The sequence below is a fragment of the Flavobacterium weaverense genome, from assembly GCF_003688495.1.
In the GTDB taxonomy this organism is placed as follows: domain Bacteria; phylum Bacteroidota; class Bacteroidia; order Flavobacteriales; family Flavobacteriaceae; genus Flavobacterium; species Flavobacterium weaverense.
The window spans coordinates 223,272-248,954 of the sequence record NZ_REFH01000008.1 but is presented as its reverse complement, the minus strand read 5'-3'; the positions used below and the strand labels follow the sequence as shown (position 1 = coordinate 248,954).

The following is a 25,683-nucleotide window of genomic DNA, read 5'->3' as shown; positions in this document are numbered from 1 at the left end:
AATTCTACTATAATTATTGAATAACAGGAATTTCTACCTCTTCAAAAAGATCTTTATCGTCTGCACCTTTTCCTTTGTATATTTTGAAAATGTATGAATCCGTTGCAGTCGCTGTAAAATTAAAAGAAGCTTCAGAAATTGGGGGAACTTCAGAAGTGCAGCTTTGATTATCTTTTACGGCTGCTTGTATAGCGATTGTTCTTTTATTTAATTCTTTGCCATAATAAATACCTTGGTAGATGTGACAAGCAGAAGGTTTTTGATAGCTTAACTTAATAGTATACGCCTGACCTAATTTAAAAGCAGCTGGAAGCTCGTAAGTTTCTATTGGAAGCACGCTGTAAGTGTACGTATCTCTGTCTCCATTGTCAAGGCTACAACCTACTAAAGTTGTGATTAATACTAAAAGTAGTGCGATTTTTTTCATTTTTATTAATTTAAGATTTTATAAATAAGGGAGTTTATTCGAAAAATATTGGCCCCACTTTTTTATAGATGTACTTTGATATAAAAGGTTGCGTCAAATAAATACTTTTTTATAAAAAAAATTCGAACGTGATATAATTTGCAAAGGTCTTAAAAAAAAGGAGGCTGTTAATTACATAACAACCTCCTTTAAGAGAATTATGAAGCAACGCTCACAACTATTGTTTGTGTTACAAATTCAGTTTCTGATTTTTTGAAATTCAGAATGTGAGTTCCTTCCTTAACAGCTTTGAATTTATAAGTAGCTTTTTTTGTTGCCGGAGTCTTCTCGCATGCAGTTCCTTCCAGTCTAGTTTCTACTGCGATAGTTGTCGTGTTTTCAGCTGTTTTTTCAACATAATTATTAAAAACATCGCAATTACTTTCTACAGCATAAGTCACCTCTAATGTGATTTCTTCGTTCACTTTTGCTATTGTAGGTCCAGTTACTTCAGTTACCAAAGTTTGTTTTGTAACAATTGCTGTTTCATCGTCGTTTGAGCATGAAGCTAAACCAGCCGTTACAAATAATACTAAAGCTACTGCTTTTAATCTTAAATTTTTCATTTTTTAAATTTATAGGTTAATAATCATAATGAAGATGATTATAAGATTGAAAGGTTGCTTCATTAGTGTGCTTTTTCCTTAATTTTTTAAAAAAATAAGACAAAAAAAATGCTCGGAAATTTTCCGAGCATTTTGTAATATGAACATTCAAAGGCTATTACGCTTCTGCTAATTCTTTTATTCTATCTTTAATTTTTACTTCTAATTCATCAGCTAATTCCGGATTATCTTTAATTAAAGACTTTACCGCGTCGCGACCTTGTCCTAATTTAGTTTCTCCATAGCTGAACCAAGAACCTGCTTTTTTAATGATTTCAAATTCAACAGCAAGATCTAAGATCTCTCCAGTTTTTGAAACTCCTTCACCGTACATGATATCAAATTCAGCGATTTTAAATGGCGGAGCCACTTTATTCTTCACCACTTTCACTTTTGTTCTGTTTCCTAATACGTTGTCCCCATCTTTAATTTGAGTAGAACGACGGATATCTAATCGAACTGAAGCGTAAAACTTTAATGCATTTCCTCCAGTTGTAGTTTCTGGATTTCCAAACATTACACCAATTTTCTCTCTCAACTGGTTGATAAAGAAAACCGTACAATTAGTTTTGCTAATCGTTCCCGTTAATTTTCTTAACGCCTGTGACATTAAACGAGCGTGAAGACCCATTTTAGAATCTCCCATTTCTCCTTCAATTTCGCTTTTTGGAGTCAAAGCAGCAACTGAGTCAATTACTACGATGTCTATAGCGCCTGAACGAATCAAGTTTTCAGCAATTTCTAATGCTTGCTCTCCATTGTCTGGTTGAGAAATAATTAGGTTTTCAATATCTACTCCTAATTTTTCAGCATAATTTCTATCAAAAGCGTGTTCAGCATCAATAAAAGCCGCTATTCCACCTGCTTTTTGAGCCTCAGCAATTGCGTGCAAAGTCAAAGTCGTTTTTCCAGAAGATTCTGGACCGTATATTTCAATAATTCTTCCTCTTGGATATCCACCAACTCCTAATGCCAAATCGATTCCTAAAGATCCTGAAGAGATAGTTTCTACTTCCTCAATAGCTTTGTCCCCCATTTTCATTACAGTACCTTTTCCGTACGTTTTATCTAATTTATCAAGCGTTAGTTGTAACGCTTTTAATTTCGATTCTTTTTCTGTACTCATCTTCTCTTTTACCTTTTCTTTCATCTCTTTGTATAATTTTATAACGGTAAGAAACTGACAGGATGAATATTTATCCTGAAAATTCTTATTGTGTATTAACGTATATTTTCGTAAAAATACTTCTTTTTTTAATCAAAAAATATCTTTAAAAATATTTTAAATTAAATATAACATCTTACTTTGAGAACACTATAGAAACAAAGCTTTTAATTCAGTAGCATCGTGAGGATTCATTTTTCCAGCAAGTACTAAACTAAGTTGTTTGCGTCTCAAGGCTGCTTCAAAACGTTGTATTTCAAGTTCTGTTTGAGGGATTAATTGTGGCACTTCAACCGGTCTTCCGGTATCATCAACAGCAACAAAGGTGTAAATTGCTTCATTAGCCTTAGTACGATTTCCGGATTGTCTGTCTTCTACCCAAACATCAATGTAAATTTCCATCGAACTCTTGAAAGATCGAGAAACTTTGGCCTCCACATTTACCACACTTCCTAAAGGGATTGCTCTATTAAAAGCAACATGATTCACTGATGCAGTAACTGTAATTCTTCTAGAATGTCTTCCTGCAGCAATACTAGCGGCACGATCCATACGGGCTAATAACTCGCCGCCAAAAAGATTGTTTAATGGATTTGTTTCACTTGGTAAAACTAAATCAGTCAATATAGTTAATGAGTCTGAAGGATGTTTTGGTGTCATTATAGTTGTCAATGTAATTATTTTATTTTCTAATTTTATTTTTAGTTTAACCAATAAACGGCTAAAATTGCTGGTATGAAATAGATAACAATTGTTCTAGCGCCGTCATAATCTTTAGCTATTCGTTGTCCAAAAAGCAACATTAATAAAGTTATACAAGAGAAAACTGCTCCGTAAAAGCCAAAAATTCTTCCGTTATTAACAAATAGTTCGATGCAACCCACCACGCATAAAATCCCAGAAATTAATTCGAGAACTAAAATGTTAGCTAAAGCCAAAGGAACTTGATTTTTTAACGGTGTTTTTGAAAAATGACCTTTTAACCAATCTACGTTATCTTTCCAGTTAAAGAGTTTGTCGTAACCGGATTGTAAAAAGGTAATAGCCAAAAAAATTAAAATCAATATGGAAGTAATGTTGTTCATTTTTTTATTTTTTGTGAATTAATCTAGTGAGTTTGATTGATAAATCGGTTAAAATAATCTTGGCATTTCCGTTGCGTTCTATGTGATACATCGCATCAGAAAGTTCTTTAAAAATATCGTTTATATTATTTCCATTTACAAATGGCGCAAAATTTTCTAACTTAAACTTTTCTACTTGTGGTTCAATATAAACTAAACTAGGTGTTTGATAATTTAGTAGCAGCGCTTGGCGAAACATATCGATGCAAAAATGAAGGAATTTTTTCTGAGTTTCCCTCCCTAAACCAGCGATTTGTTCGCTCCACTGAATTAGATCTTGAATTGCTGCGGCGTTTCCTTTTGCTCTAAAAGCAGCACGAACCCAATCCACAAACCATTTCTCAAAAAATGTTGATTCGCTATCTGGTTGTAATAATTGCAATGCTTTGTTATAATTTCCTTGTGCTTGGTGAGCAGTTTTTAAGGCAGTTTTAGCATCTATTCCTTCATTAGAAATTAGGGCATCAGCAATCACCTTCTCAGGAAGTCCATTGAAATGCAAAACCTGACAACGGGAACGAATGGTTTGAATTATATCTTCTTCACTTTCTGAAATAAGTATAAAAACAGTTTTATCTGTTGGTTCTTCTAGTAGTTTCAGTAGTTTATTGGATGCTTCGATATTCAATTTATCGGCCATCCAAATAATCATTACCTTATATCCACCTTCAAAGGATTTTAAAGCTAATAATTTTAAGGTCTCCTGTGCGTCCTCTACTCTAATGAGACCTTGCTTGTTTTTTACATCAAGAATTTGGTACCAATCAAACAAGCTCCCATAAATATTTAATTCTAAAAATCGTCTCCATTCTGCTATGAAATCAGTGCTTTTGGGTTTAGTTTTTACGCCCTCGGTACTTACTGTAGGATAAACAAAGTGCAAATCTGGATGTGAAGTTTTTTCAAATTTCAGATTACAGGCAGCATTCGAACTAGAGTTTTCAGAATTTTGATTTCCACAAATAAGGTATTGTGCGTAGGCAATCGCCATAGGTAAAGTACCACTTCCTTCAGGTCCAATGAACAATTGTGCGTGTGGAATTCTTCCCAAATCTGCACTTTTTGTCAAATGACTTTTTATGTGTTCTTGCCCTAAAATTTCTGAAAATTGCATAAAGCAAAGATATAAGAAAATGGCTTAGTCTAAAATTTTTAGTGCCAAAGTTTAATGACTGTAAAATTAAATATAGTTGCAAAATAACAGAGTCTTTAGCTTCTAATTTTTAGTTGCATAATTGATTTTTTAACAAATCTTAAAACATCAATACAGCCGAAATTTAAGTTTTATATTTCTTTCTTTTAAATTTTGCTGAATTTTTTATTGTAAGTATTTTGGTAACTTAAAATTATAATTATTTCTTTTTAAGAAACTATAAAGATAGCTTTAAGGTTAATTAGTTTCTAATTTGTCAGATAGAATTTATTTCTTCCACTTCTTTGCTTATGTTCTAAAATATTTTTATGGTTAATACCATATATAATTTGTCGGTTTAATAATTATTTTAAAAGATATATATAAAACTTACTTTTGTGAAATTAATAAAAACTACAATAAAAACTGAATATCTTTTTACTATGTTTTTGTAAATAATTTACGTTGAGTTTGTTATGTCTTATTATTCATTTAATTTTTATTGTAAATGTTTAGTAGTTTACCTTTATTATTTCCTTTTTAAAAAAAAAAATACTTTTATTGGAGTTTTATTTTTTAGATTTATATTTTTCGACATTTAATTGTTGATAAGGAACTAACAAATTAATTTATATTATCTAATTTTACGATTAGTTAATGGTAAAAATTTAAAATATGAAGGTTAAAATTTTTTTTCTATGCGTTTTTCTATTCGCGACAAGTGTAATTTTTTCTCAAAATAAGAACGCTCCGAGAAGTATTATTAGTTCAACTGCTGTAATCAAGAAGTATCATGGATTGGAAGAATTAAAAAAGATGAAAAAAGGTGATCTTTTAGAACTTTATGCTGAGAGGGTACAAGTTCTTATTAAAACCATACCCTATATGGCATTAGCTACTAAATCAGGAGCTACTCTTACTGATCTTGGCGTGCCAAATAATTCCGTTATTAAAAAAGTATTGGAAACTCAAGATAAAGCGACTGAAGAGTATCTTAAAATATCTTCAAATTTTCAAAAAAAAATATTGCCTTATACGGATAAGGATGTTTTAATATCATCTATCTTGTATTATGAAAGTACAATGAAATCATTTCATGAATATAATGATCTTTAATCAGTAATAACTAATTTTACTCAGATATTCAGAATAGTAATTAACCACCTTTTTTTATGAAAAAAACTACCATAATTATCACCATACTTTTTTTATTTTTTTTTTCTGCTAACGCTCAACAAGAAATAGGAATTTTTGGATCTAGCAATTGGTTAAACAATTGGACAGAGTTTAATCCTAATAAGAAAGAATATGGTGAGGCTAATCGAATTTTAACTGGAAATATTTCTGTTAATACTAGATTAGAAAAGAGGAATATATACTTGTTAAAAGGAAGTGTTTATGTCACCAATAATGCAACTCTAATAATTGATCCAGGTACTGTAATTATATGTGAAGCTGATTCAAATGCATCACTAATTATCACAAAGGGGGCAACTATTATAGCAGATGGTTTAGAAACTGATCCCATTGTTTTTACTTCTAATAAAGCCTTTAAAAAAGCTGGAGATTGGGGAGGGATAATTGTACTTGGTGAAGCTCCCATTAATAAATTTGGTGGAGTTTCATCAGTTATTCATAATTTAAACCCTGCTTTAACTACTTACGGTGGAACAAATCCTAAAAGTAATTCTGGTATTTTAAGATTTTTAAGGATAGAGTTTGCAGGATCAAAATTTAAAGGGGCTGAAAATTTCAACTCTTTGCTTTTATGTGGAGTAGGAAATAAAACAATTATTGAAAATATAATGGTCAGTTATTCTGCTGGTGATTCCTTTGGAATTTTTGGTGGTGAAATTAAACTAGATAAAATGGTTTCTTTTAAATCTAGTAGTAGTGATTACAAATTTAATTATGGAACTCAATGCACTATCGATAATTCATTAGCCGTTCGATCTTCTTATTTTTCTAGTATTTATGGTTCTAGATGCTTAGATGTTTCTTCGTATGATACCAAGCAAGAAGTTGATTTTACAAAGAAACAAACTAAAGTTGTTGCAACTAATTTGACCTTAGTAAATAACAGTGATAGCATCAGTATTGATATTGAATCTGGTTTAGTCAAAGAAGCTATTTTTGTTAGAGAGAATGCTTCTTTAGAATGCAGAAAAACAGTAGTCTCTGGTTTCAATCCCGCTGTAATATTGGATGGTAAAATTCTAATTAATGATCAAAATTTAAATAAAATAAAATTCGAGCAAATGTATTTCAATTTCTGTAAAGGAAACATATTCACTGAGTTTGTCGCAAACAATGAAGATTTAGAGAATTGGTATGGTAATAGTGCTTTTTCAAATGTCTATTCTAAAAGTGATAACATAGCAACTTTTATAAACTTTAAAACTAGTAAAAAGCCTGATTTTAGATTGAGAATAGGAAAAATTGTTGTTTCAAAAGTAGATAAATAGAATTAGTTTTATATTGTTTAGTTTGAATTTTTTGATGTTAATGAATGCGTTTAATTATGAAAAAAAACTACCCATTTAATTTTACTCTTTTTAGCACAGATAGATTTTTTTATTACTTGTTTTTTTTCTCGTTTCTGGCTAATCAAACATATGCTCAAGTGACAATAGGCTCTCCAAATTTGAATTTTACTCAAATTTGTGCTGATACAGCTTATAATACTACAGTTCCTTTTAAAGTGAGTTTTACTTTCTCGCCCGTTTCTGCATTAAACCCTGGTAATCAATTTATAGTAGAAATTTCTGATGCTACTGGAAGTTTTTCTACGCCTACAATTCTAGTTAGTTCATCGGCAGGAGCTATTACTAGCTCTCCAGGAAATTTAAATTTTGCAATTCCTAATACTACAGCTGGCGAAAAATATAAAATAAGAGTTAGGAGTACTAGTCCTGCAATAACTAGCCCAGAATCAAGTTCATTTTTAGCTTATTTTTTAGCACAGAATAGTCCATTTTCAATCAATAATTTCAATGCTTCAGCTACGTATTGTGCAGGAGGAAAGTACGTTTTAAAAATAGATAATCCAGGAACGGGAAATAACGATTCTCCTATGAAGTATCCGTCCTTGACTTATAAATGGTATAGGGACGCAAAACCTTTACCTTTATTAGTGGGTACATCTCCATCTTTAGAAGTTAATCAACCAGGTATATATTATGTGGATACTAATTATGGATCCTGCGTTTCGTCTTCTTATTCTAACAGAGTAAAGGTCTCAGAGGGAGTTGCAGGTACTACTGTCATTAAATCGAGTAAAGGAAATCCTTTTTGTCTAGGTGAGGGTTTTACTACTTTAAGCGTTGATGCGGGGAATAAATTTCAATGGTATTTAAATGGTAATTTGATAAAAGATGCTACAGCGCAAACTTATGATGCTACTATTGCAGGACTATATTCCTGCAAAGTTGATTTTGGCGGTTGTACAACTGATACAAGTATAGACTTAAAGGAATTTAAGTTTACCAGTACAATCAATGTAGCCAGAGTTAGCTATCTAGATAAAGGACAGACGCAAAAAATTGTGACTTCAACCACTGCAATTAGTCCAACATACCAATGGTTTTTAAATGATAATTTAATTATTGGAGCTAGTTTTGCAACTTTTAATGCAATTACTGCGGGTGATTATAAAGTTATTATTACCCAAAATTCAAGCTGTTACTATACTAACGAATTTACGTTTGCTCTTAATGAATCAGGGCCAGTTTTACCACCAAATAGCACAGATGTTGTAAACATACCTAACATCATAAGCCCAAATGGAGATGGAATAAATGATTTTTGGATTATTCCTAATAATTATTTAAGTGGGACAGATACCGAAATTACAGTGTTGAGTTCTTCAGGAAAACAAGTTCTTAAAACCAATGATTATCAAAACAATTGGCCCGAGAATGGTTTTGATTTTAAAAATATAAATCCAGTATTTTACTATATTATTAAGACCCAAGATAATAAAGTCAAAAAAGGGTCGATAACCATAATTAAATAGATGAGAAATTTTTTAATAACACTAGTAATTTTATGCTCTATCCAGCTTTCTTATTCCCAAGAAGATGGTGTGGTGTCCATAAAATTACCTGTGAGAAACTCTTTAAAATTTAATAAATTTCTTATTGATCCTACTTTTAGTTTTGTTAAAGAACAAAGTACTTCCATAAGTATTTACGGTAAAAAACAGTGGGCTCAATTTGATAATGCTCCACAAACCTATTTGTTTAGTTATGCTGGCAGAATTACTCAAAATCAAGGAGTAGCTCTCGGTTTATTTCAACAAAATCATGGTGTTTTGACAAAGTTTGGGGGTATAGCTAATTTTGCGCAAAATATCGAATTGGGCCTCGACAGTAATTTAACTTTTGGGTTAAATCTTGGTTTTTATAAAAGTGGTCTAAATAGGGGTGAAGTAATTACAAACTTTCCTGATCCTTCGTTAGATAATATTCCTTCTAATTTTTTATTCTCATTAAAACCTGGAATTAATTATGGCACCAACTTTATTGATTTTGGTGTTTCTATAAATAATTTGCTTTTGTATAATTTAAAAACATCCAAAATGATTGAGGATGATCCTGAAAAAAGCATTGAATTACATGCTATGTATACAGGGTATTTAGAATCGTATGGTTTTTTTGACAAGAGTAAATTTTCTACTCTGATTAAAACAGATCTTAAAAAGGAAAAAACGGTTGTTTCAGGATTAGTGCTATTTGCTATACCTTCAGGCGTATGGGTTCAAGGAGGTTACAATACTTTATATGGAATATCAGCTGGACTAGGTTTAAATATTACAGCAAGAATTTCAGTAGAATATAATTATGAAAAGGCAACAGGTAATTTTTCAAACTTTGGACCGTCACATGAAATAACTCTTGCTTATAGATTCAAACGCAATAAAAATTATGCGGAGTACGATGATGAAGAAGGTTCTATTATTAATCCTTCTGAAATTAAAAAGTACGTTCCTTCAGAAAATGCTGCTACCACTACGAAAGCTAATTCAGCTAAACTAGCAGCAGAAACTAAAGCTGCTTCAAATGCCAAAATGAAAGCAGAGCCTGATACTAAAGCAAAATTGACATCAGAAACTAAAGCTAAAGAAGCTGCAATAGCCGGAGCTAAAGCCGCTGCTGATTTAAAATTGAAAGCTGGTGCTGACGCTAAAGCAAAATTGGAAGCAGAAACTAAAGACAAAGAAACTGCACTAGCCCAAACTAAAGCCGCTGATGATGCGAAAATGAAAGCTAATGCTGATGCTAAAGCAAAATTGGCTGCAGAAACTAAAGCCAAAGAAGCTGCATTAGCCCGCGCTAAAGCCGCTGCTGATGCGAAAATGAAAGCTGATGCTTATGCAAAAGCAAAATTGGCAGCAGAAACTAAAGCCAAAGAAGCTGCACTAGCCCAAGCTAAAGCCGCTGAAGATGCTAAAATTAAATCAGAGGCTGATGCTAAAGCAAAATTGGCAGCAGAAACTAAAGCCAAAGAAGCTACACTAGCCCAAGCTAAAGCCGCTAATGATGCTAAAATTAAATCAGAGGCTCATACTAAAGCAAGACTAGCTGCCGAAACTAAAGCCAAAGAAGCTGCACTAGCCCAAGCTAAAGCCGCTGAAGATGCTAAAATTAAATCAGAGGCTGATGCTAAAGCAAAACTAGCTATCGAAACTAAAGTCAAAGAAGATGAATTAGCACTAGCCACAGCAAATGCCACTAAGGACGATAACGCTAAGTCGATGAGAGATTTGACTCAAGTTGTTGAGTTGTCTAGAAATAACCAAGAAAAATTACTAAAAAAACTAGACGCTACTGTTTTAGAAAGAGAAAAGGATCTAAACGATTTAAAAGAAGAAAATGATTTAAGAGAAAAGGGAATCTTTAAAGAACCAAAACCATTTAAAAGTATTTCTGCTCAAAACAGTGAATTCTTGTTATTGAAATCTGAAATAGAGGTACTAAATAAAAGTCAAAACAGTAAAATTCAAGCTTTAGAAAGTTTGTATAAAGAGCGAATTAAAAAAGGAAATAAAAAAGAGGATATCACAGCTCAATATTATTTAAAAACTATTCAGACACTTAAGTCGGAACAAGCAGAAGTAGCAAAGATCAATACGAATTTACTCTGTTCAATGGATAAAATCAATGAGGAAACAGAAATCGCTAAAAAGCGAAGAATAAAGCTTGCTTCTTTTGAGAATGATGAAAGCAGACACATCAGCGACTTAGCAACTTTAAAACGTATTAAAGAAACCACACAGTTGAGTACTGAAGTTTTTAAACCGACTGACTTTGATTATGGTGATGTACAATCGAATATTCAAATCGTTAAGAATGTTAAGAATGTTCCTGGCGGATATTATCTAGTTGTTGCAGTTCACGACGATGTTGCTAAAAGAGATGAATTCTTGAAAAAAGCTGTCGCTGCAGGAGAAAAAAATATTAATTTCTTTTATGATGTGAACACTAGTAAATATTTTATTTACTACAACAAATTTGATTCTATAAATCAAGCTAAACAAGCACAGGAATCCAAAGGCAGTAAGCCTTATAATGGTAAAATGACTCTGGTAAGAGTGGAGAACTAAAAAAAAAATAAATAAATAATAAAATGTAATCAAAATTAAAAAGCGAATGTAATGTTATTAACTGTAACCTTTTGGATTTAATAAAACCTCATAGTTTTAGTAATAATAATGATCAATAAAGCATTTTTTATAATAAAAAATTAAATTTTCAGATATTCAATTACCTGAAAACTTAAACCAAATACCACACATGCATAAAATCACTTTTTTTAAAACATTCTTTTTGGAGCACTCAATATTTACTTGCTTTAATTCTTTATTTTTATTTAATACTATGGCATTTATAAGCCACAGTACCGAGAAGAAAGTTAAAAAACATTTCTTTTTTTATCTATTAGTTGTTTTAGCTACTTTTCTTTTTTTTGCTAATTCTTCTTATGGACAGGTGGCAAAAGCATTTTCACCGAGATTACAAGGTGGGAATGTGCGTGTTAAGGGAGATGTTGTTTTTGTAGGAAATAGTATGATGAGTACTAGTACATATCCTAATATTAAAAAAAATGTTCCAGACCCTAGAAATGTATATCCTGTTTTTATTGATTCTGACCCAAATGGAATCCCTACTAATTTGGCTGCTTTGACATCCGAAGCTAATAAAAATTTTAATCTAATTACAAACAATAATGGACTAAATCAAGAGTATACGGATATTGATAATGATCCCAATACTTTTGCATCTAGTAGCGCAGAATTGAATATAAGTAATGATTGTAAAAGAATTTTGTATGCTGGGCTCTACTGGACCGCTATTTATCCTAATGATAGAATTATTAATGCAGAGCCTAATAATAAAATTATAAAAAGACGTGACGACTGGAATCAAATAAAGTTTAAAATACCAGGGGAAGCGAATTATATCGATATAAAAGCTGATAATGATGCAGACCCAGTTGGTGATGAAGATGATATTATTTTTAATGGTTTTATTAATGGAAAAGCATTTACCAACACTCCTTATGTTTGTTACAAAAATGTAACAGGAATACTTCAAGGATTAGCTGATCCTAACGGAAATTATTTCGCAGCCAACATTAGAGCTGCGAAAGGAATTACATCTAGTGGTTCTATGGCAGGCTGGACTTTAGTTATTATATATGAATCTCCTAACATGCCTAGTCGATATATTTCGACCTTTGATGGATTTGCGGGAATTACTAAAAGTTTAAAAAATTTAGATTTCACAATTGATGGCTTTAGGTCTTTACCTACTCCTTTACCTGTAAGAGCTACTATTGGAGTAGCAGCTCAAGAGGGTGAGTCTAAATTATATGGAGATGATTTACTTATCAAGGCGAATGGTGTTTCTACTTTTACCTATGTTAATAATAGTTTAAATCCCTTAGGTAATGTGTTTAATTCAAGTATTACTGTTCCTACCGTAATTACTCCATTTTCTTCCAATGTAGAAACAAGAGTACCTAATAGTTTAAACACACTTGGATTTGACATGGATTTAATAAATGTTAATAATCCGAACAATAAAGTAATTCCCAATGGAGAAACAGGCGCTACATACAGACTTACATCAACTTCCGATACCTATGCAGCATATCTTACTACTTTTGCAGTCGATGTTATTGAGCCTGAAATTGTTTTAACGAAAATTGTGAAAAATTCTGCTGGCGTAAACATTGGTAATAAAGATGTTTCTTTAGGAGATTTTTTAAATTATGAAATAGGATTTAAAAATGTTGGAAATGACGATGCTGATGAATTTACAATTAAAGATGTTTTACCAGTTAATATCATCTTTGATCCTAATTCCATCGTAATTCCAGTCGATTCTAAAATTACATATACTTATGTACCTGTCACTAGAACTCTTATTTTTACAATCCCTAATGAATTAGTAAAAATTAATGGAAATCAATGGTTTATTAAGTTTGGAGTTCAAGTGGTTCCTAATTGCAATGATTTAAGTGATGCTTGTTCAGATCAAATAAAAAATCAAGCTTTTGCTACTTACAAGGGAGTTACAAACCCTTACATTATTACTGATGATCCTAGTATTTCTGTATTTGGAGATTGTAATTTATCATTGCCTTCTGCTACGAACTTCTTAGTTGGAGTAGATAATTGTAGTTACAGTAGAAAATACCAATTATGTGGTTCTAATGAAATTATTTCAGCATCATTAGGATATGATCAATATGAGTGGTCTTTAAGTCCTTTTGTAAATGGTGTAGCTACAGGGGCAATTATTGGAAATGAACGAACTCTTACTGTAACTAAAGTAGGGACTTATTATGTAAGGAATACGGCTTTGGAGCCATGTACATCTATAGAAGAAACGATCACAGTAGAACCATTCGGTACCACAGTTTTGAATCCTGTAATACCTTTTGCTAGCGAATTAGTGACGTGTACAAGTGACGGTAAAATATTACCTAATATATATTTATGTGGTTCAGATTCCAAAAAATTTATTCGAACCGGTATTAATGATACAGAAGACATAATATGGGAGAAAAGCGTGTGTGCATTAGTTTCTGGGACAAAATGTGCGGATGAAGGTAACTCATGTGTTTGGGAAAATGTTGCAACCGGACCAGACTACAATGTTGGTTCTCAAGGTCAGTACAGAATAACTTTAAAATATAAAAACGGCTGTTTTAACCGCTTTTTCTTTAACGTTTACGAGAGTAATCTTGCACCAAAAGTTACATTTAGAGATATAATTTGTAATACCGATGGAGAAATAATTGTAGAAAATCCGCAGGCAGGGAGCCCTTATGAATATAGTTTAGATGGAAACACCTATCAATCTAGTAATATTTTAACAATAAAAAACCCAGATATTTACACTGTTTATATAAGGTCAACTCCGTACATTCCTAATACCTGTGTTTACACAGTACCTGGGATTCAGATAAGAAAAAGAGATTTTACTGTTACAACTACTATTAGTAATCCGCTTTGTAATGGTGAAAAAGGATCGATTAAATTAGCTGCGAACGATGTTCGTGGCCAGTATACTTTCAGTATTTTAAATGATGCTAATGAAGGGCAAATTGAAGGTCCAAAATTGCTTAACGATTATACATTTGAGGATCTAAATCCAGGGACTTATACTGTGAACGTAGTGACCGAAGACGGTTGTAGTTTTACAGATACAGTTACTTTGATTGAGCCTGGTGAATTAACTGTTACTGCTGTAGTAAGTAAATCTTTAACTTGCGAAAATGGCGAAATAACAGTAACTACAAGTGGTGGTACAGGACCATTTACGTTTTTTGTAAATAGTACTACGGAGTTTCAAGGTTCTCCATTAATTGATATCTCAACGGCAGGAACGTACGAGATTAAAGTTGTTGATTTTAACAATTGTGAATTTATAGTAGAACCGATAACTATTACCGCTATTCCTAAACCAGAATATACCGTAAATCCGACAAATATAGCATGTTACGGAGGAAAAGGAGGCATACTATTTAATGTAATAAAAGATAATGGCTACACATTAGAATATAGTATTGATAATGGAGATTCTTATTATAACAACAGTACTTTTTCAAATCTTGAGGTGGGAAGTTATACTCCTGTAGTAAAATATAGTTTACAGGCAAACGATGGTACTGTTGCTGATTGTTTTGATATTGGTGAAACGATCACGATCACAAGTCCTACTACAGCTTTAACTGCATCGGCGGGAGTTTCAGAATTGGCTGGATGCGGACCAAATGGAGAAGGAAAAGTAAGAATTACTAATCCGCAAGGAGGAATTGAACCGTATACTTACAGTTTTGACGCACAAAATACATGGATAACACAAAAAGAGATGTATTTGGCAGTTGGTTCTTATACTATTTACATTAAGGATTTCAACGAATGTATATATCCTATGGATGTAACTATTGCTGAAATACCAGAAAAGCCTACTATTAGCAAAGTAAATTCATCTTTTAATTGTGACGGGACATCAACTACTACTGTTACATTAACTAACAATGGTGGAGATGACTATGCGTATCAGTATCTTTTAAACGGAATTGTTAATACTAATATACCGGCAAATGTTTTTGTAAATGTTTTACCAACAGAGTTGAATGTTCCTCATATTATTACTGTGAAATATGAATTGCAAAGCGCTCCTACTTATAGTGATTTATTGAATGAGGATTTTGGTTCTGGTGCGCCAACCACCACTCCGGGGATTAATGCAGCCTATTGTTTTGAAAATCAACAATTACCGAATGGTAGTTGTAATGGAGGTAGAGATTTAGTTAATAATGAATATAGCGTTACCAATAAAATTGAAATTCCTTGGAGTGGTTGGGTTCAAGATATCAAAGAGCATACTGATCCTTTAAAAGATCCAGCAGGAAGATTTTTGGCTATCGATATTGGTAGTGCAGCAGGTACTGGAGGAATTTTGTACAGTAAAACCATAAAAGATATTATCCCTAACAAGGATATTTTAGTTGATTTTTATGCAATTAATTTATATAAAGCGGAGTTTTCCGGGAAAGCAGATCCGAATTTAAAAATCGAATTGGTGTATGATTTAGGGAAACCTTCACAATTTATTGTTCCTAATTCCTATCCAGATTCTTTTGATGTGCCTAAAGAAGAAAAATGGCTCCCTTATAAAGTCACATTGAATCCAGGCTCGTATACAACATTGTCTTTTGTTATAAGGTCAAATAGTGTTTTATATGACGGAAATGATGTTGGAATCGATGACATTAAAGTCTATCAATTTCCTGTATCATGTATCGAAAAAACAGATTACGAAGTTATTATTCCTTTAGATAAAGAATTCAAAGCATCGGTTGAAGGCTCGACCGATGTAACTTGTGCTGGAAAAGATGATGGGACAGTAACTATTGCTGCTCAAAATTTTGATCCAGCTAAAGGGTTCTATTACTCTACGGATGATGGAGCCAGTTTTACAAACGCAATGACTTCTCCAGTAATTGTTAATTTATCAGTAGGAGTTTTTAAAGTTCAAGTTTCCAATGAACCAACAGGTGGCTGTGTAAAAACTTTTGATGTTACTATTGAGGAGCCAACTCCAGTAACTTTATTAGCTAGGATAAAAACTTTTGTAACTTGTACAACTGGTGCAACTATTGAAGCAATTGGTGATGGTGGAACTCCTTCTTATGAATATCAATTAGTAGATAAAAATGACAGTACGAAAAACAGACCATTTCAAAAAAGTAGTCTATTTTACGATGTTCCTTCAGGCAACTACACTGTTTTTGTTCGTGATGCTAATTTATGTATTGCATCAGCGACTGGTGTTGATGTTAATGTAGATGCTCCTACACCTCCAGACGCAACTTTAGAGACAACATCATTATGTTATGATGGTACTAACAAAGTAAAACTTACTGTAAATATTGCAGAATCAACAGGTATATTACCTTTTAGCTATAGTATAAATACTGGACAAACTCCAATTGATAATACTTTTGAAGTATTACCGGGTACATACACTATAACGGTAACTGATGCCAATGGCTGTACCGACGAAATAGATAATATTATCGTTGCACCTGCCTTAAAAGCAAAAGTTGAAAGTGTTGGTGAATTACAATGTGATCCAGTAAATACTGCTGATATAGTGCTTTCCGTTATTGGAGGGACAACTCCATATAAATATACCGTAAATGGTGGTGCAGCTTTTGATTTAACTACGGCAGGAAATTTTAGTTACGATGCTACAACTTCTGGTGATTATGAATTTATAATTACTGATGCTTTAAATTGTTCAACAACAGTAAAAGCTAATGTTAAGCCAATCACTGATCCTAGTTTAAGTGCTACACCAACACAAGTTACTTGTAAAGGTGCTGATAACGGTCAAGTACAATTGTTAGGATCTGGAGGTTCGGGTGGATATACGTATAGTGACGGTAATAGTACTTATGGAGCAGTTTCATTGTTCCCAAATTTAGCTGCATCTGCAACTGCTTATACATTTTATGTGAAAGATAGCAAAGGATGTGTAGGCTCGACTACTGTATTTATTACAGAACCAGCAGAAGAATTAGGTGCAACAGTTACTGAAACTACTTTTAAATGTAATGCAGCCAACGGAAAAGTAGGTGGATCTGTAGTTATGAATACTCCAACTGGAGGAACAGCACCTTACACGTATACTTTTACAGTTGGAACAACTACAACTACTGGCAATACGTTAACTATTACTGATACAACAGCAGATGTTCCATATTCTTGGAGTGTCAAAGATAAAAATGGTTGTGAGGTAAATGGTAATGGAACTTTATTGAGATTAAATCCTCCAACAGCTTTAGCATTCAGTCCGTCAGGAGTTATATCTTGTAATACAACTGCAGTTAATATTATTGTAACTGCCGCCAACGGAGTAGGGACATTGCAATATGAAACTATTGCTCCTTCTGAAATTATAGTTGCAAAACAACCTTCGGATACATTTAGTAATCTTACTGCAGGTACTTATACATTTAGAGTTACCGATGCTAATGGTTGTTATTTCACAGATACTTATAAAATTGATGCCGTTACTAACATTACAGTGATAGGTAATAAAATAAGAGATAATAAATGCTTAGGAGTTAATAGTGGTTCTTTAGAATTTACTGCTGATAAATATGCAGGTACATATAGCCATGAAATTCAACTAAATGGTACGGTTGTAACTCCTACTGAAACTTCTTCAAACGGCGGGAAAACAATCACTTATGCCGATTTAGCAAAAGGAATTTATAAATATATTGTTACCGATAATTTAACTGGATGTCCAGCAGAATCTATTTTGGAAATAATAGAACCTACAACATCAGTTACAGCAATTGTTGAACCTTTTGTTAATGCAAATTGTAAAAGGCCTTATGTTGCAGTAACTATTACTGCAACAGGAGGTACACCAAATTACAAATACGCATTTGTACATGATGGTGCAACACCTTTAGATACAGATTATGATGATTTAAAGTCTAAAAATTTAGATCCATTAGATTCAAAATTATGGGATGTTTATGTTATAGATAAAAATGGTTGTAATCCGTCTAAATTAGATGTAACAATTGATTTAGATGCACTTCCAGAAGTAAATCTTGCTGTGGATCAATGTACGGTGGCTTTAGGCGGAACCTTCCAAATTACTGCTACGCCTACTACAGATTTAGGTGTTGCTCCCTATACCTATACTATTAATACAGGACAAGCGCCAACAGGTGCTTTAAGTAATGTTTTTAACGTACCTGATGGTTCTTATACAGTTACAGTTACAGATGCCAATGGATGTACTGATACAGAAGATATTATTGTGAGTAAAGTTTTAAATCCAAAAGCTACTTTAATTAAGGATCTTACTTGTGAATCAGGCAATGAAAAGGCTCGAATTGATGTTAAAATTAATGGAGGCTTGGCTGATTTTACTTACACGGTAACTAAAGATGGAGGGGTTATTGGAAGCACAGAAACAGTTACTGGAAATACATTCTCTTATTATCCAACTACTAAAGGCAATTATCAATTTACAATTACAGATGGTAATGGTTGTACTAAATTAACAGAAGTTATTCCTGTATCTGATCCAATTACTGTTACTGCATCAGAAACTCACATAGCCCCAACTTGTAATGGTTTTACAGATGGTTCTATTACGCTTACTGCTTTAGCAGGCGAAGCGCCATTTACGTATAGTATTGATAATGGGGCTAATTTTGTTACTTCAAATGTATTTGGAGGTTTAGCAGCTGGAAGTTATGATTATATTGTTAAAGATTTTAAAGGATGTCAAACTGTTCCTGCGACAATTATTTTGTTAGATCCAGCACCAATAGTTCCAAATATTGTAAGAAATGCGATACAATGTAATACTAATACTCCTGGAAGTTTTGATGTAAACGTTGTTTCAGGAGGTGTCGCACCTTTTGTATATAGATTATATGATAATGCTTTTACTCAAATTGATACTTATACTGAAAATTCTACTAATACCAATAATGCGATTCCAACTCCTACTCCTGTTTATAGTTTTACAGGTCTTAATTTTGGTGATTATTATATTACCATTGTTGATGCTAAAGGATGTGAATATAAAAGTGCTAAACTTAGAATTGAAACACCTCCTTATTTAGGAATTACAACTGTTGTAGATTCTAACAATTGCGCAACAGGGGTCGATATAACTGTTACAACAACTGGAGGAACGGGTCCTTTTAGATACTCTATTTTTGGTCAACCTACAGAAACTGCACCATTGGCGAGTAACAGTTATCAGTTTGTAGGCTTATTTCATAATACTACTTACTTTTTGCAAGTTAAAGATGCTTTCGGTTGTATTTCAATTAAAGAGGAAAAAACACCGTTAGCACCTTCAAATATTAAAATTACAGCGACTTCAAGTACAGATGCTACTTGTAATGCTAGTGCTAGTGGGATATTAGCATTTACAGTTCAAGATTATGATGCATCTGTAACTCAGATAAATTATGAAGTTTTAAATGCACTTACACTTTTACCGCTTCCAACAGCTATTAATGGTTCATTAACTGGCCCAGCTGGAGGTCCGGTATCAGAGACAATTACTACCCTAAAAGCTGGGAATTATGTTTTAAGGGTTACTGAGGATACCGGAACCTTGTGTTCTACAACTTTTACTTTTACTATTACTCAACCAGCTCAAGCACTTACTTCAGCGATTACCGCTTCTGTTAATGCTAATTGTAATAATCCAGAACAGGTAACTTTAACAACAACTGGAGGAACTGGGCCATACACTTATGCTTCAGCTCTTGCTCCAGCAAGACCAAGTAGTTTTGCTTCTAGCAATGTTCTAAAATTAGGTTCTACCACTGGAGAAATATGGAATATTACTGTAAAAGATAGTAATGGATGTACTGTTGATTTAACTCATACAATTACAAAAGATCCAACACCAGAAATCGCTTTATCTGTATTTAATAAATGTGTCGCTGAAGGTACTTTTAAAGTTGTAGTAGATGAAACTACAGCTGGAATTGGAGCTTATTCTATTAGTGTTGATAATAGTACTTTTACAAATATTACTGGATTACCGTATACAGTAACGGCACTAAATTCTGGACTTCATACTATTAAAATTAAAGATGTCAATGGTTGTATTGACTCAAAAGATATTACTATAGATATACCTTTAGTAGCAACGCCAGCCATCACAACTTTACCAACTTGTGCTAATAATGATGGTGTAATTACTATGTCAGGGACTGGTGGTACAGGAACATATACCTATACTATTAGCCCTTCTGCTGGAATTTCTATTGAGAATACTACAGGTGTTATATCTGGATTAGCTGCTGCAGTTACTTATACTGTTACAATGATAGATACGGCTACACCAACTAATTGTACCGCAACCGCAGATGTTACTTTAGGCGCACCTACGGCTGTAAGTTTTACTACCGATACAACACCTGCATTATGTGTGGGTGAAGCGAGCGGAACTATTACTGTAATTTTGGGAGCGAGTAATGATAATCCAAATTATACTTATGAAATTACGGCAGGTCCACAATTGGCAGCTTCTCAGCCTTCAAATGTTTTTACAGGCTTGTTAACAGGTTTTTATTCGGTTAAAGTAAAATCTGGAAGAGGTTGTGAGCTTACACGCGTCAATGTGTTTGTAGATGATGCAACACCGTTAGTGGCTAACTTAACCTTAGATAAAAGGTTAACTTGTGGAACTGATAATGCGGCTGTCAAAGCAAAAATTAGTATCGCTGGTTCTGGAGGCGCTGGTCCGTATGAGTACGGAACTAATGGAACCGATTTTTCTAGCCAATTTGAATATGAGACTGCGACAGTTGGAACATTTACATTGTATGTAAAAGATGCCAATGGATGTATAAGTAGTAGTGCAGTTCAGATAGATGATATTAATCCTCCAGTTATTGCCAGTGCAGTTGCAACTCCTATTTATTGTGAACAAGTTGGTTTAAGTGATACAACTAGTACGGTAACATTAACTACAACAGCTTTAACAGGTTTTGGTACTTTAACTTATACGATGCTACCAACTAGACCTGCTGGAGTAACTCAGGCTGGAAACCAGTTTTCTGGTTTAGTGGCTGGATATTATACATTCGAAGTAACAGATGAGAATGGTTGTAAAGATCGAAAATCCATTCCAATAGTGGATGTCGAGAAAATCCAAATCACTGGAGCTAAACAAAATGAAATTTCTTGCAATAGTGCTAATGGTATAAATACTAATGGTTCAGCAACATTTACGGTTACAGGATTTAGCACAACGGGAAATTACGATATTACTGTAACGACTTTGCCACCAGCCTTGACTTATACTCAATCAGCTCCAGTGAATGATGTTATTACTTTATCTGATCTTTCAGCAGGAATTTATACAGTAACGGTTAAAGATCTAACAACCGGTTGTGAGCAGTTTGATTCAGTAACATTAGTAGAACCAATTGCAATTGATTTTACTGCAACTGCAACAAACGTATATTGTATTCAAGACAAATCACAAATCACCGTAACAGGTGTAACTGGAGGTACAGGAGCTTATAGCTATGCAGCTGTCGTTCATACAGCAATTCCTTCTGCTCCAGCCTCAGGAAGCTATAGTTCTAGTAACGTACTTTTAATTGATACGAACTTAACGGATTTAGCTTGGGATGTTTATGTGAAAGATGCAAAAGGATGTTTGTTAATGAAAACAATAACTGTCATTTTAGATCCATTACCAGAAATTACTGTTGTGGCTCCTTATAGTCATTGTGCAGATGTAAATGGTGAATATACATTTACGGTAAGTGTATCTGGTGTTGGAGGTTTCCAATACAGTATTGGTGCAGGATATCAGCCTTCGCCTACTTTTGTAGTTAACAATCCTGGTACTTATAATGTATTTGTTAAAGATGCTAACGGTTGTGTGAGCACTACAGCTTTCTCAGTAATTATTTACGAACCAATACAATTGGATTATGTAGTAGATGCTTTACCAGCTTGTGGTACTGCCAATAATGGTGTTGTTACATTAACTGCATCTGGAGGAACGAATCCTACACCTGTTTATGAGTACAAAAAAGATGTTGCAGGTGAGATTTATCATTCAGTAAATACTTTTCCAAATTTAGCACCTGGAGATTATACTTTCTATGCTAGAGATATTAATACGGGTTGCGAAACTTCAGTTAAAGTTAGGTTAGCTGCTGCTACACCACTTACTGGATTTGATGCTTCCTCAACTCCGGTTACTTGTAATGGAGGTACTGATGGAACAATTACTGTTACGATGGATACTCCTGCAGTTGGAGTAAATGATAATCCAGTTTACATGTATACTTTGACAGGAACAACTATAGGTGGTACTCCTGTATCTGTTGGGCCTCAAACTTCTAAAGTATTTACTGGATTATCGGCTGGTAATTATACTGTTGATGTAGTTTCAGGAAGAGGATGTCCAGATAGTAAAACTGTAAAGGTAGAAGAACCAGATCCTATTATTGTTCCGACTCCCACGGTTGTTCAATTTGCTTGTGCGGCTGGCTCAAACGCTAATAGTTTCGCAACCATTACAATTGATCCAGCTACGGTAACAGGTGGTTCTAGTACATATCTAAACTATGAATTCCTCAACAATGGTGTTCTTGTTCAGTTTGGTACTAATAATGCTTATACCGAAGCTAATTTAACAGGAGGAACTTACACTGTAAACGTTTACGACAACAAAGGTTGCATGGGAACGGCTAACGCTACAATTGATCCCTTTTCTAAGATTGATTTTGATGCAGTAGAAGAGATTGTTGTGACTAAACAGATTACTTGTAATACTGACGAGGAAATTCGAGTTAATGTCCGTATAAACTCACCCGCGACTTTATTATATGAAGTGAAGTATTTAAGTGGAGGTACAGCAGGCTATATGTACAGCCAAACTAACAGTAATGGGATTTTTGATGGAGTTAACGCATTGCCAATTGGAAATTATTTAATCACGGTCAAAAATTTAGTTACAGGATGTACTATTCAAACTACGCATTATGTCAGTGATCCAAATACGTTCGATCTCACGATTGATTCTACTGTAAATACAACTTGTTTCGAATATTCTGACGGAAGTGCTAAAGTTACGTTCGTAGATAGAGTAATTACTGCTACTAATCCAGATCATGCAGGTATATTTGATTATACCGTTAAAGATCAAACAGGAACAGTAATTGTTCCTATAACAAGATCTACAGGAGTAAGTGTTAACCTTAATGCTCTAGCGGCAGGTATTTATACTATTGATGCTACTTTAGTGAGTAGCCCATTTTGTACTACTACAAAGAACTTTACAATAAATAAAGCTAATGCAAAATTAACCATAGCTGAATCGCATACTGAAATCACATGCATCTCTGGAAATGATAATGGTTCAATTGCTGTAACGGCAAGTGGTGGATGGCCAGGTGATTATGAATTTGAATTGGTTGGGCCAACCCCCGAGATAAGTGTATCATATGGTTCGCAAAATATATTTTCAAACTTAATTGCAGGAAATTATACCATTAACGTAAAAGACAGCAAAGGCTGCGTAGATACAAAATTGGTTGTATTATCAAATCCAACACCTATTAATTTTCTAGCTACAGTAGATAAACCAACATTGAGTTGTTTCGGAGACACTAGCGCAACCATTACAATAGCTACACCGACGGGTGGATCAGGAACGTATTTGTATACGTTAATTAATACTTTCGCTGATGGAACGATAATTAGTAATGGGCCTCAATTGGCCAATAGCTTCACAAATTTAGGTGCAGCAACTTACGAAGTCAAAGTTTCTGATACTTGGAATTGTTCAACCGTTTCTGCTACTCCTATTTCAATTACTCAGCCTTCAAAAGTAACCGCAACTTTGGTTGTAAAAACGACGCAAACCTGCGAAACAGGTTTTATCTTGAAGCTGACGGCTTCTGGAGGGACTGGTCCATATCAATATAGCGCTGACGGAATTAATTATACAGCATCTTCATTCGATCCATCTACAGATATTGCTTTTCCAAAAGGAACTGTAGGAATTTTCAAATTTTATGTAAGAGATGTTAAAAACTGTGTAAGTATAATTTCAAACAGTATAAAAATTAACCCTTTAGAACCTTTATCTATTCAGCTAGGCTTAGATAATCCAAATGTTAACTGTAAAGGAGACGCAACAGGAGTTATTTTGGCTATAGCAACAGGTGGCTTAGGAAGTTATGTTTATACGTTGTTCGATGGAGCTAATAACGCTATTACGCCAGCTCCCTTCCAAACAGCTCCGGGTCGTTTCGTAGGATTAACTGCTGGTTTTTATCAGGTTAAGGTAATTAGTGGAGATTGTAACACAGCTACTCGCATCGTTGAAGTTACAGAACCAAATGCACCATTGACCTATGTTTCGGTTGTAACTGATATAACGTGCTATGGTGAGAAAAATGGTAAATTAGATCTTAAGGCAACAGGCGGAACGGGAGTTATTAAATATTCAATTTCTCCACGTTTAGATCAATTCTTTAATACTGGTGTTTTCGAAAATCTTGTTTCTGGAACTTATCAAGCTTTAATTCAGGATGCAAATGGTTGTTATGAAATTTATGATTTTACAATAGCCCAACCTTCTGCCTTAACCAGTACAGTTAGTGCTGGATCTATAATTGAAGAAATTTGTGCAGGAGATAATGACGGTGCCTTTATGATTGATATTTTTGGTGGTACAGGACCTTACAGTGTGAGTTTAGATGATATAAATGGAACTTATAGTACTGGATCGATTGGAAAGACTACTTTTGATTTTACAGGATTAACTGGAGGAGACCACTACGTTTATATCAAAGATGCAAATGGCTGCACGACTGATGTTAAAGCTTCACTGGAACCGTCAGTAAATATTAATCCTAAAGTAGTAGTTAATTACATTTGTTCAGGAAATTTCGCCGGAAATACAATAACTGTTACTGTTGATCGTGGTGTTTTGCCTGCTGATTTAGATTACGCTTTAGATGGAAGCATAGTTTTTCAAGCTTCTAACATGTTTACTAATGTAACGCCAGGTTTCCACATAGTTACATCAAGACATACTAATGGTTGCGAACAGCAGACTACTAGTTTTGAAGTGAAACAAGTTGATCCTTTGATATTAGCTTTAAGCGATGGTGGATTGAATGAGATAGTTGCTACAACTACAGGCGGAAGTGGTATTTACACCTATATGCTAAATGGAGAAAATTATGGTAACAGCTCTAATTTTATAATTTATAAATCGGGCGATTATACCATTTCAGTAACTGATTCTTATGGTTGTACGGTGTCCTTTACACAATTCTTTACCTACATTGATGTATGTATTCCAAATAATTTTACACCAAACGGTGATGGCATAAACGACACTTGGGAACCAGGATGTACAGAAAACTACAAAGACTTAGTGTATTCTGTTTTTGATAGATACGGTCGCATTGTAGGAACATATCGCGTAGGACAATACTGGGATGGTAGATACAAAGGAACAGAACTTCCTTCAGGAGATTACTGGTATGTGTTAAAATTAAATGATGCAAAAGATGCCCGAGAATTTGTTGGACACTTTACGCTGTACAGGTAAAAGTATTAAATTGATGAGGTA

11 protein-coding genes are annotated in these 25,683 nt (G+C 33.6%); 5 read left to right on the top strand and 6 right to left on the bottom strand.

What is annotated here, in order from left to right; translation table 11 throughout:
* Positions 1–13: 13 nt before the first annotated feature.
* The 6 genes from BC961_RS04680 to BC961_RS04655 all read right to left on the bottom strand — a co-directional run bounded on the left by BC961_RS04680 (position 14) and on the right by BC961_RS04655 (position 4,474).
* Complete coding sequence (locus tag BC961_RS04680; protein ID WP_121924702.1) at positions 14–427, bottom strand: hypothetical protein; 414 nt, start codon at positions 425–427, stop codon at positions 14–16.
* Between the two features lie 197 nt (positions 428–624).
* Complete coding sequence (locus BC961_RS04675; RefSeq protein WP_121924701.1) at positions 625–1,032, bottom strand: hypothetical protein; 408 nt, start codon at positions 1,030–1,032, stop codon at positions 625–627.
* Between the two features lie 157 nt (positions 1,033–1,189).
* The gene (gene recA / locus BC961_RS04670; RefSeq protein ID WP_121925094.1) at positions 1,190–2,197 is read right to left on the bottom strand and encodes a recombinase RecA; all 1,008 of its coding nucleotides are present in this window, start codon (positions 2,195–2,197) and stop codon (positions 1,190–1,192) included.
* 189 nt (positions 2,198–2,386) lie between these two features.
* Positions 2,387–2,896, bottom strand: coding sequence for an acyl-CoA thioesterase (locus tag BC961_RS04665; RefSeq protein WP_121925093.1), 510 nt, complete (start codon positions 2,894–2,896; stop codon positions 2,387–2,389).
* Between the two features lie 41 nt (positions 2,897–2,937).
* Positions 2,938–3,321, bottom strand: coding sequence for a DoxX family membrane protein (locus BC961_RS04660; RefSeq protein WP_121924700.1), 384 nt, complete (start codon positions 3,319–3,321; stop codon positions 2,938–2,940).
* 4 nt (positions 3,322–3,325) lie between these two features.
* The gene (locus BC961_RS04655; RefSeq protein WP_121924699.1) at positions 3,326–4,474 is read right to left on the bottom strand and encodes a DNA polymerase III subunit; all 1,149 of its coding nucleotides are present in this window, start codon (positions 4,472–4,474) and stop codon (positions 3,326–3,328) included.
* A 693-nt stretch (positions 4,475–5,167) separates the two neighbouring features.
* Between BC961_RS04655 and BC961_RS04650 the strand changes: the two genes are divergently transcribed.
* The 5 genes from BC961_RS04650 to BC961_RS04630 all read left to right on the top strand — a co-directional run bounded on the left by BC961_RS04650 (position 5,168) and on the right by BC961_RS04630 (position 25,662).
* Positions 5,168–5,608: a hypothetical protein gene (locus BC961_RS04650; protein ID WP_121924698.1), complete on the top strand. Its 441-nt coding sequence runs from the start codon at positions 5,168–5,170 to the stop codon at positions 5,606–5,608.
* A 56-nt stretch (positions 5,609–5,664) separates the two neighbouring features.
* Positions 5,665–6,957, top strand: a complete 1,293-nt coding sequence (locus BC961_RS04645; protein WP_121924697.1) for a hypothetical protein — start codon at positions 5,665–5,667, stop codon at positions 6,955–6,957.
* Between the two features lie 56 nt (positions 6,958–7,013).
* On the top strand, positions 7,014–8,507 hold the full coding sequence (locus BC961_RS04640; protein ID WP_121925092.1) for a T9SS type B sorting domain-containing protein: 1,494 nt from the start codon (positions 7,014–7,016) through the stop codon (positions 8,505–8,507).
* Positions 8,508–11,096, top strand: a complete 2,589-nt coding sequence (locus BC961_RS04635) for a PorP/SprF family type IX secretion system membrane protein (protein WP_121924696.1) — start codon at positions 8,508–8,510, stop codon at positions 11,094–11,096. It abuts the gene before it with no gap.
* A 274-nt stretch (positions 11,097–11,370) separates the two neighbouring features.
* The gene (locus BC961_RS04630; RefSeq protein ID WP_170151286.1) at positions 11,371–25,662 is read left to right on the top strand and encodes a T9SS type B sorting domain-containing protein; all 14,292 of its coding nucleotides are present in this window, start codon (positions 11,371–11,373) and stop codon (positions 25,660–25,662) included.
* The last annotated feature ends 21 nt before the right edge of the window (positions 25,663–25,683 follow it).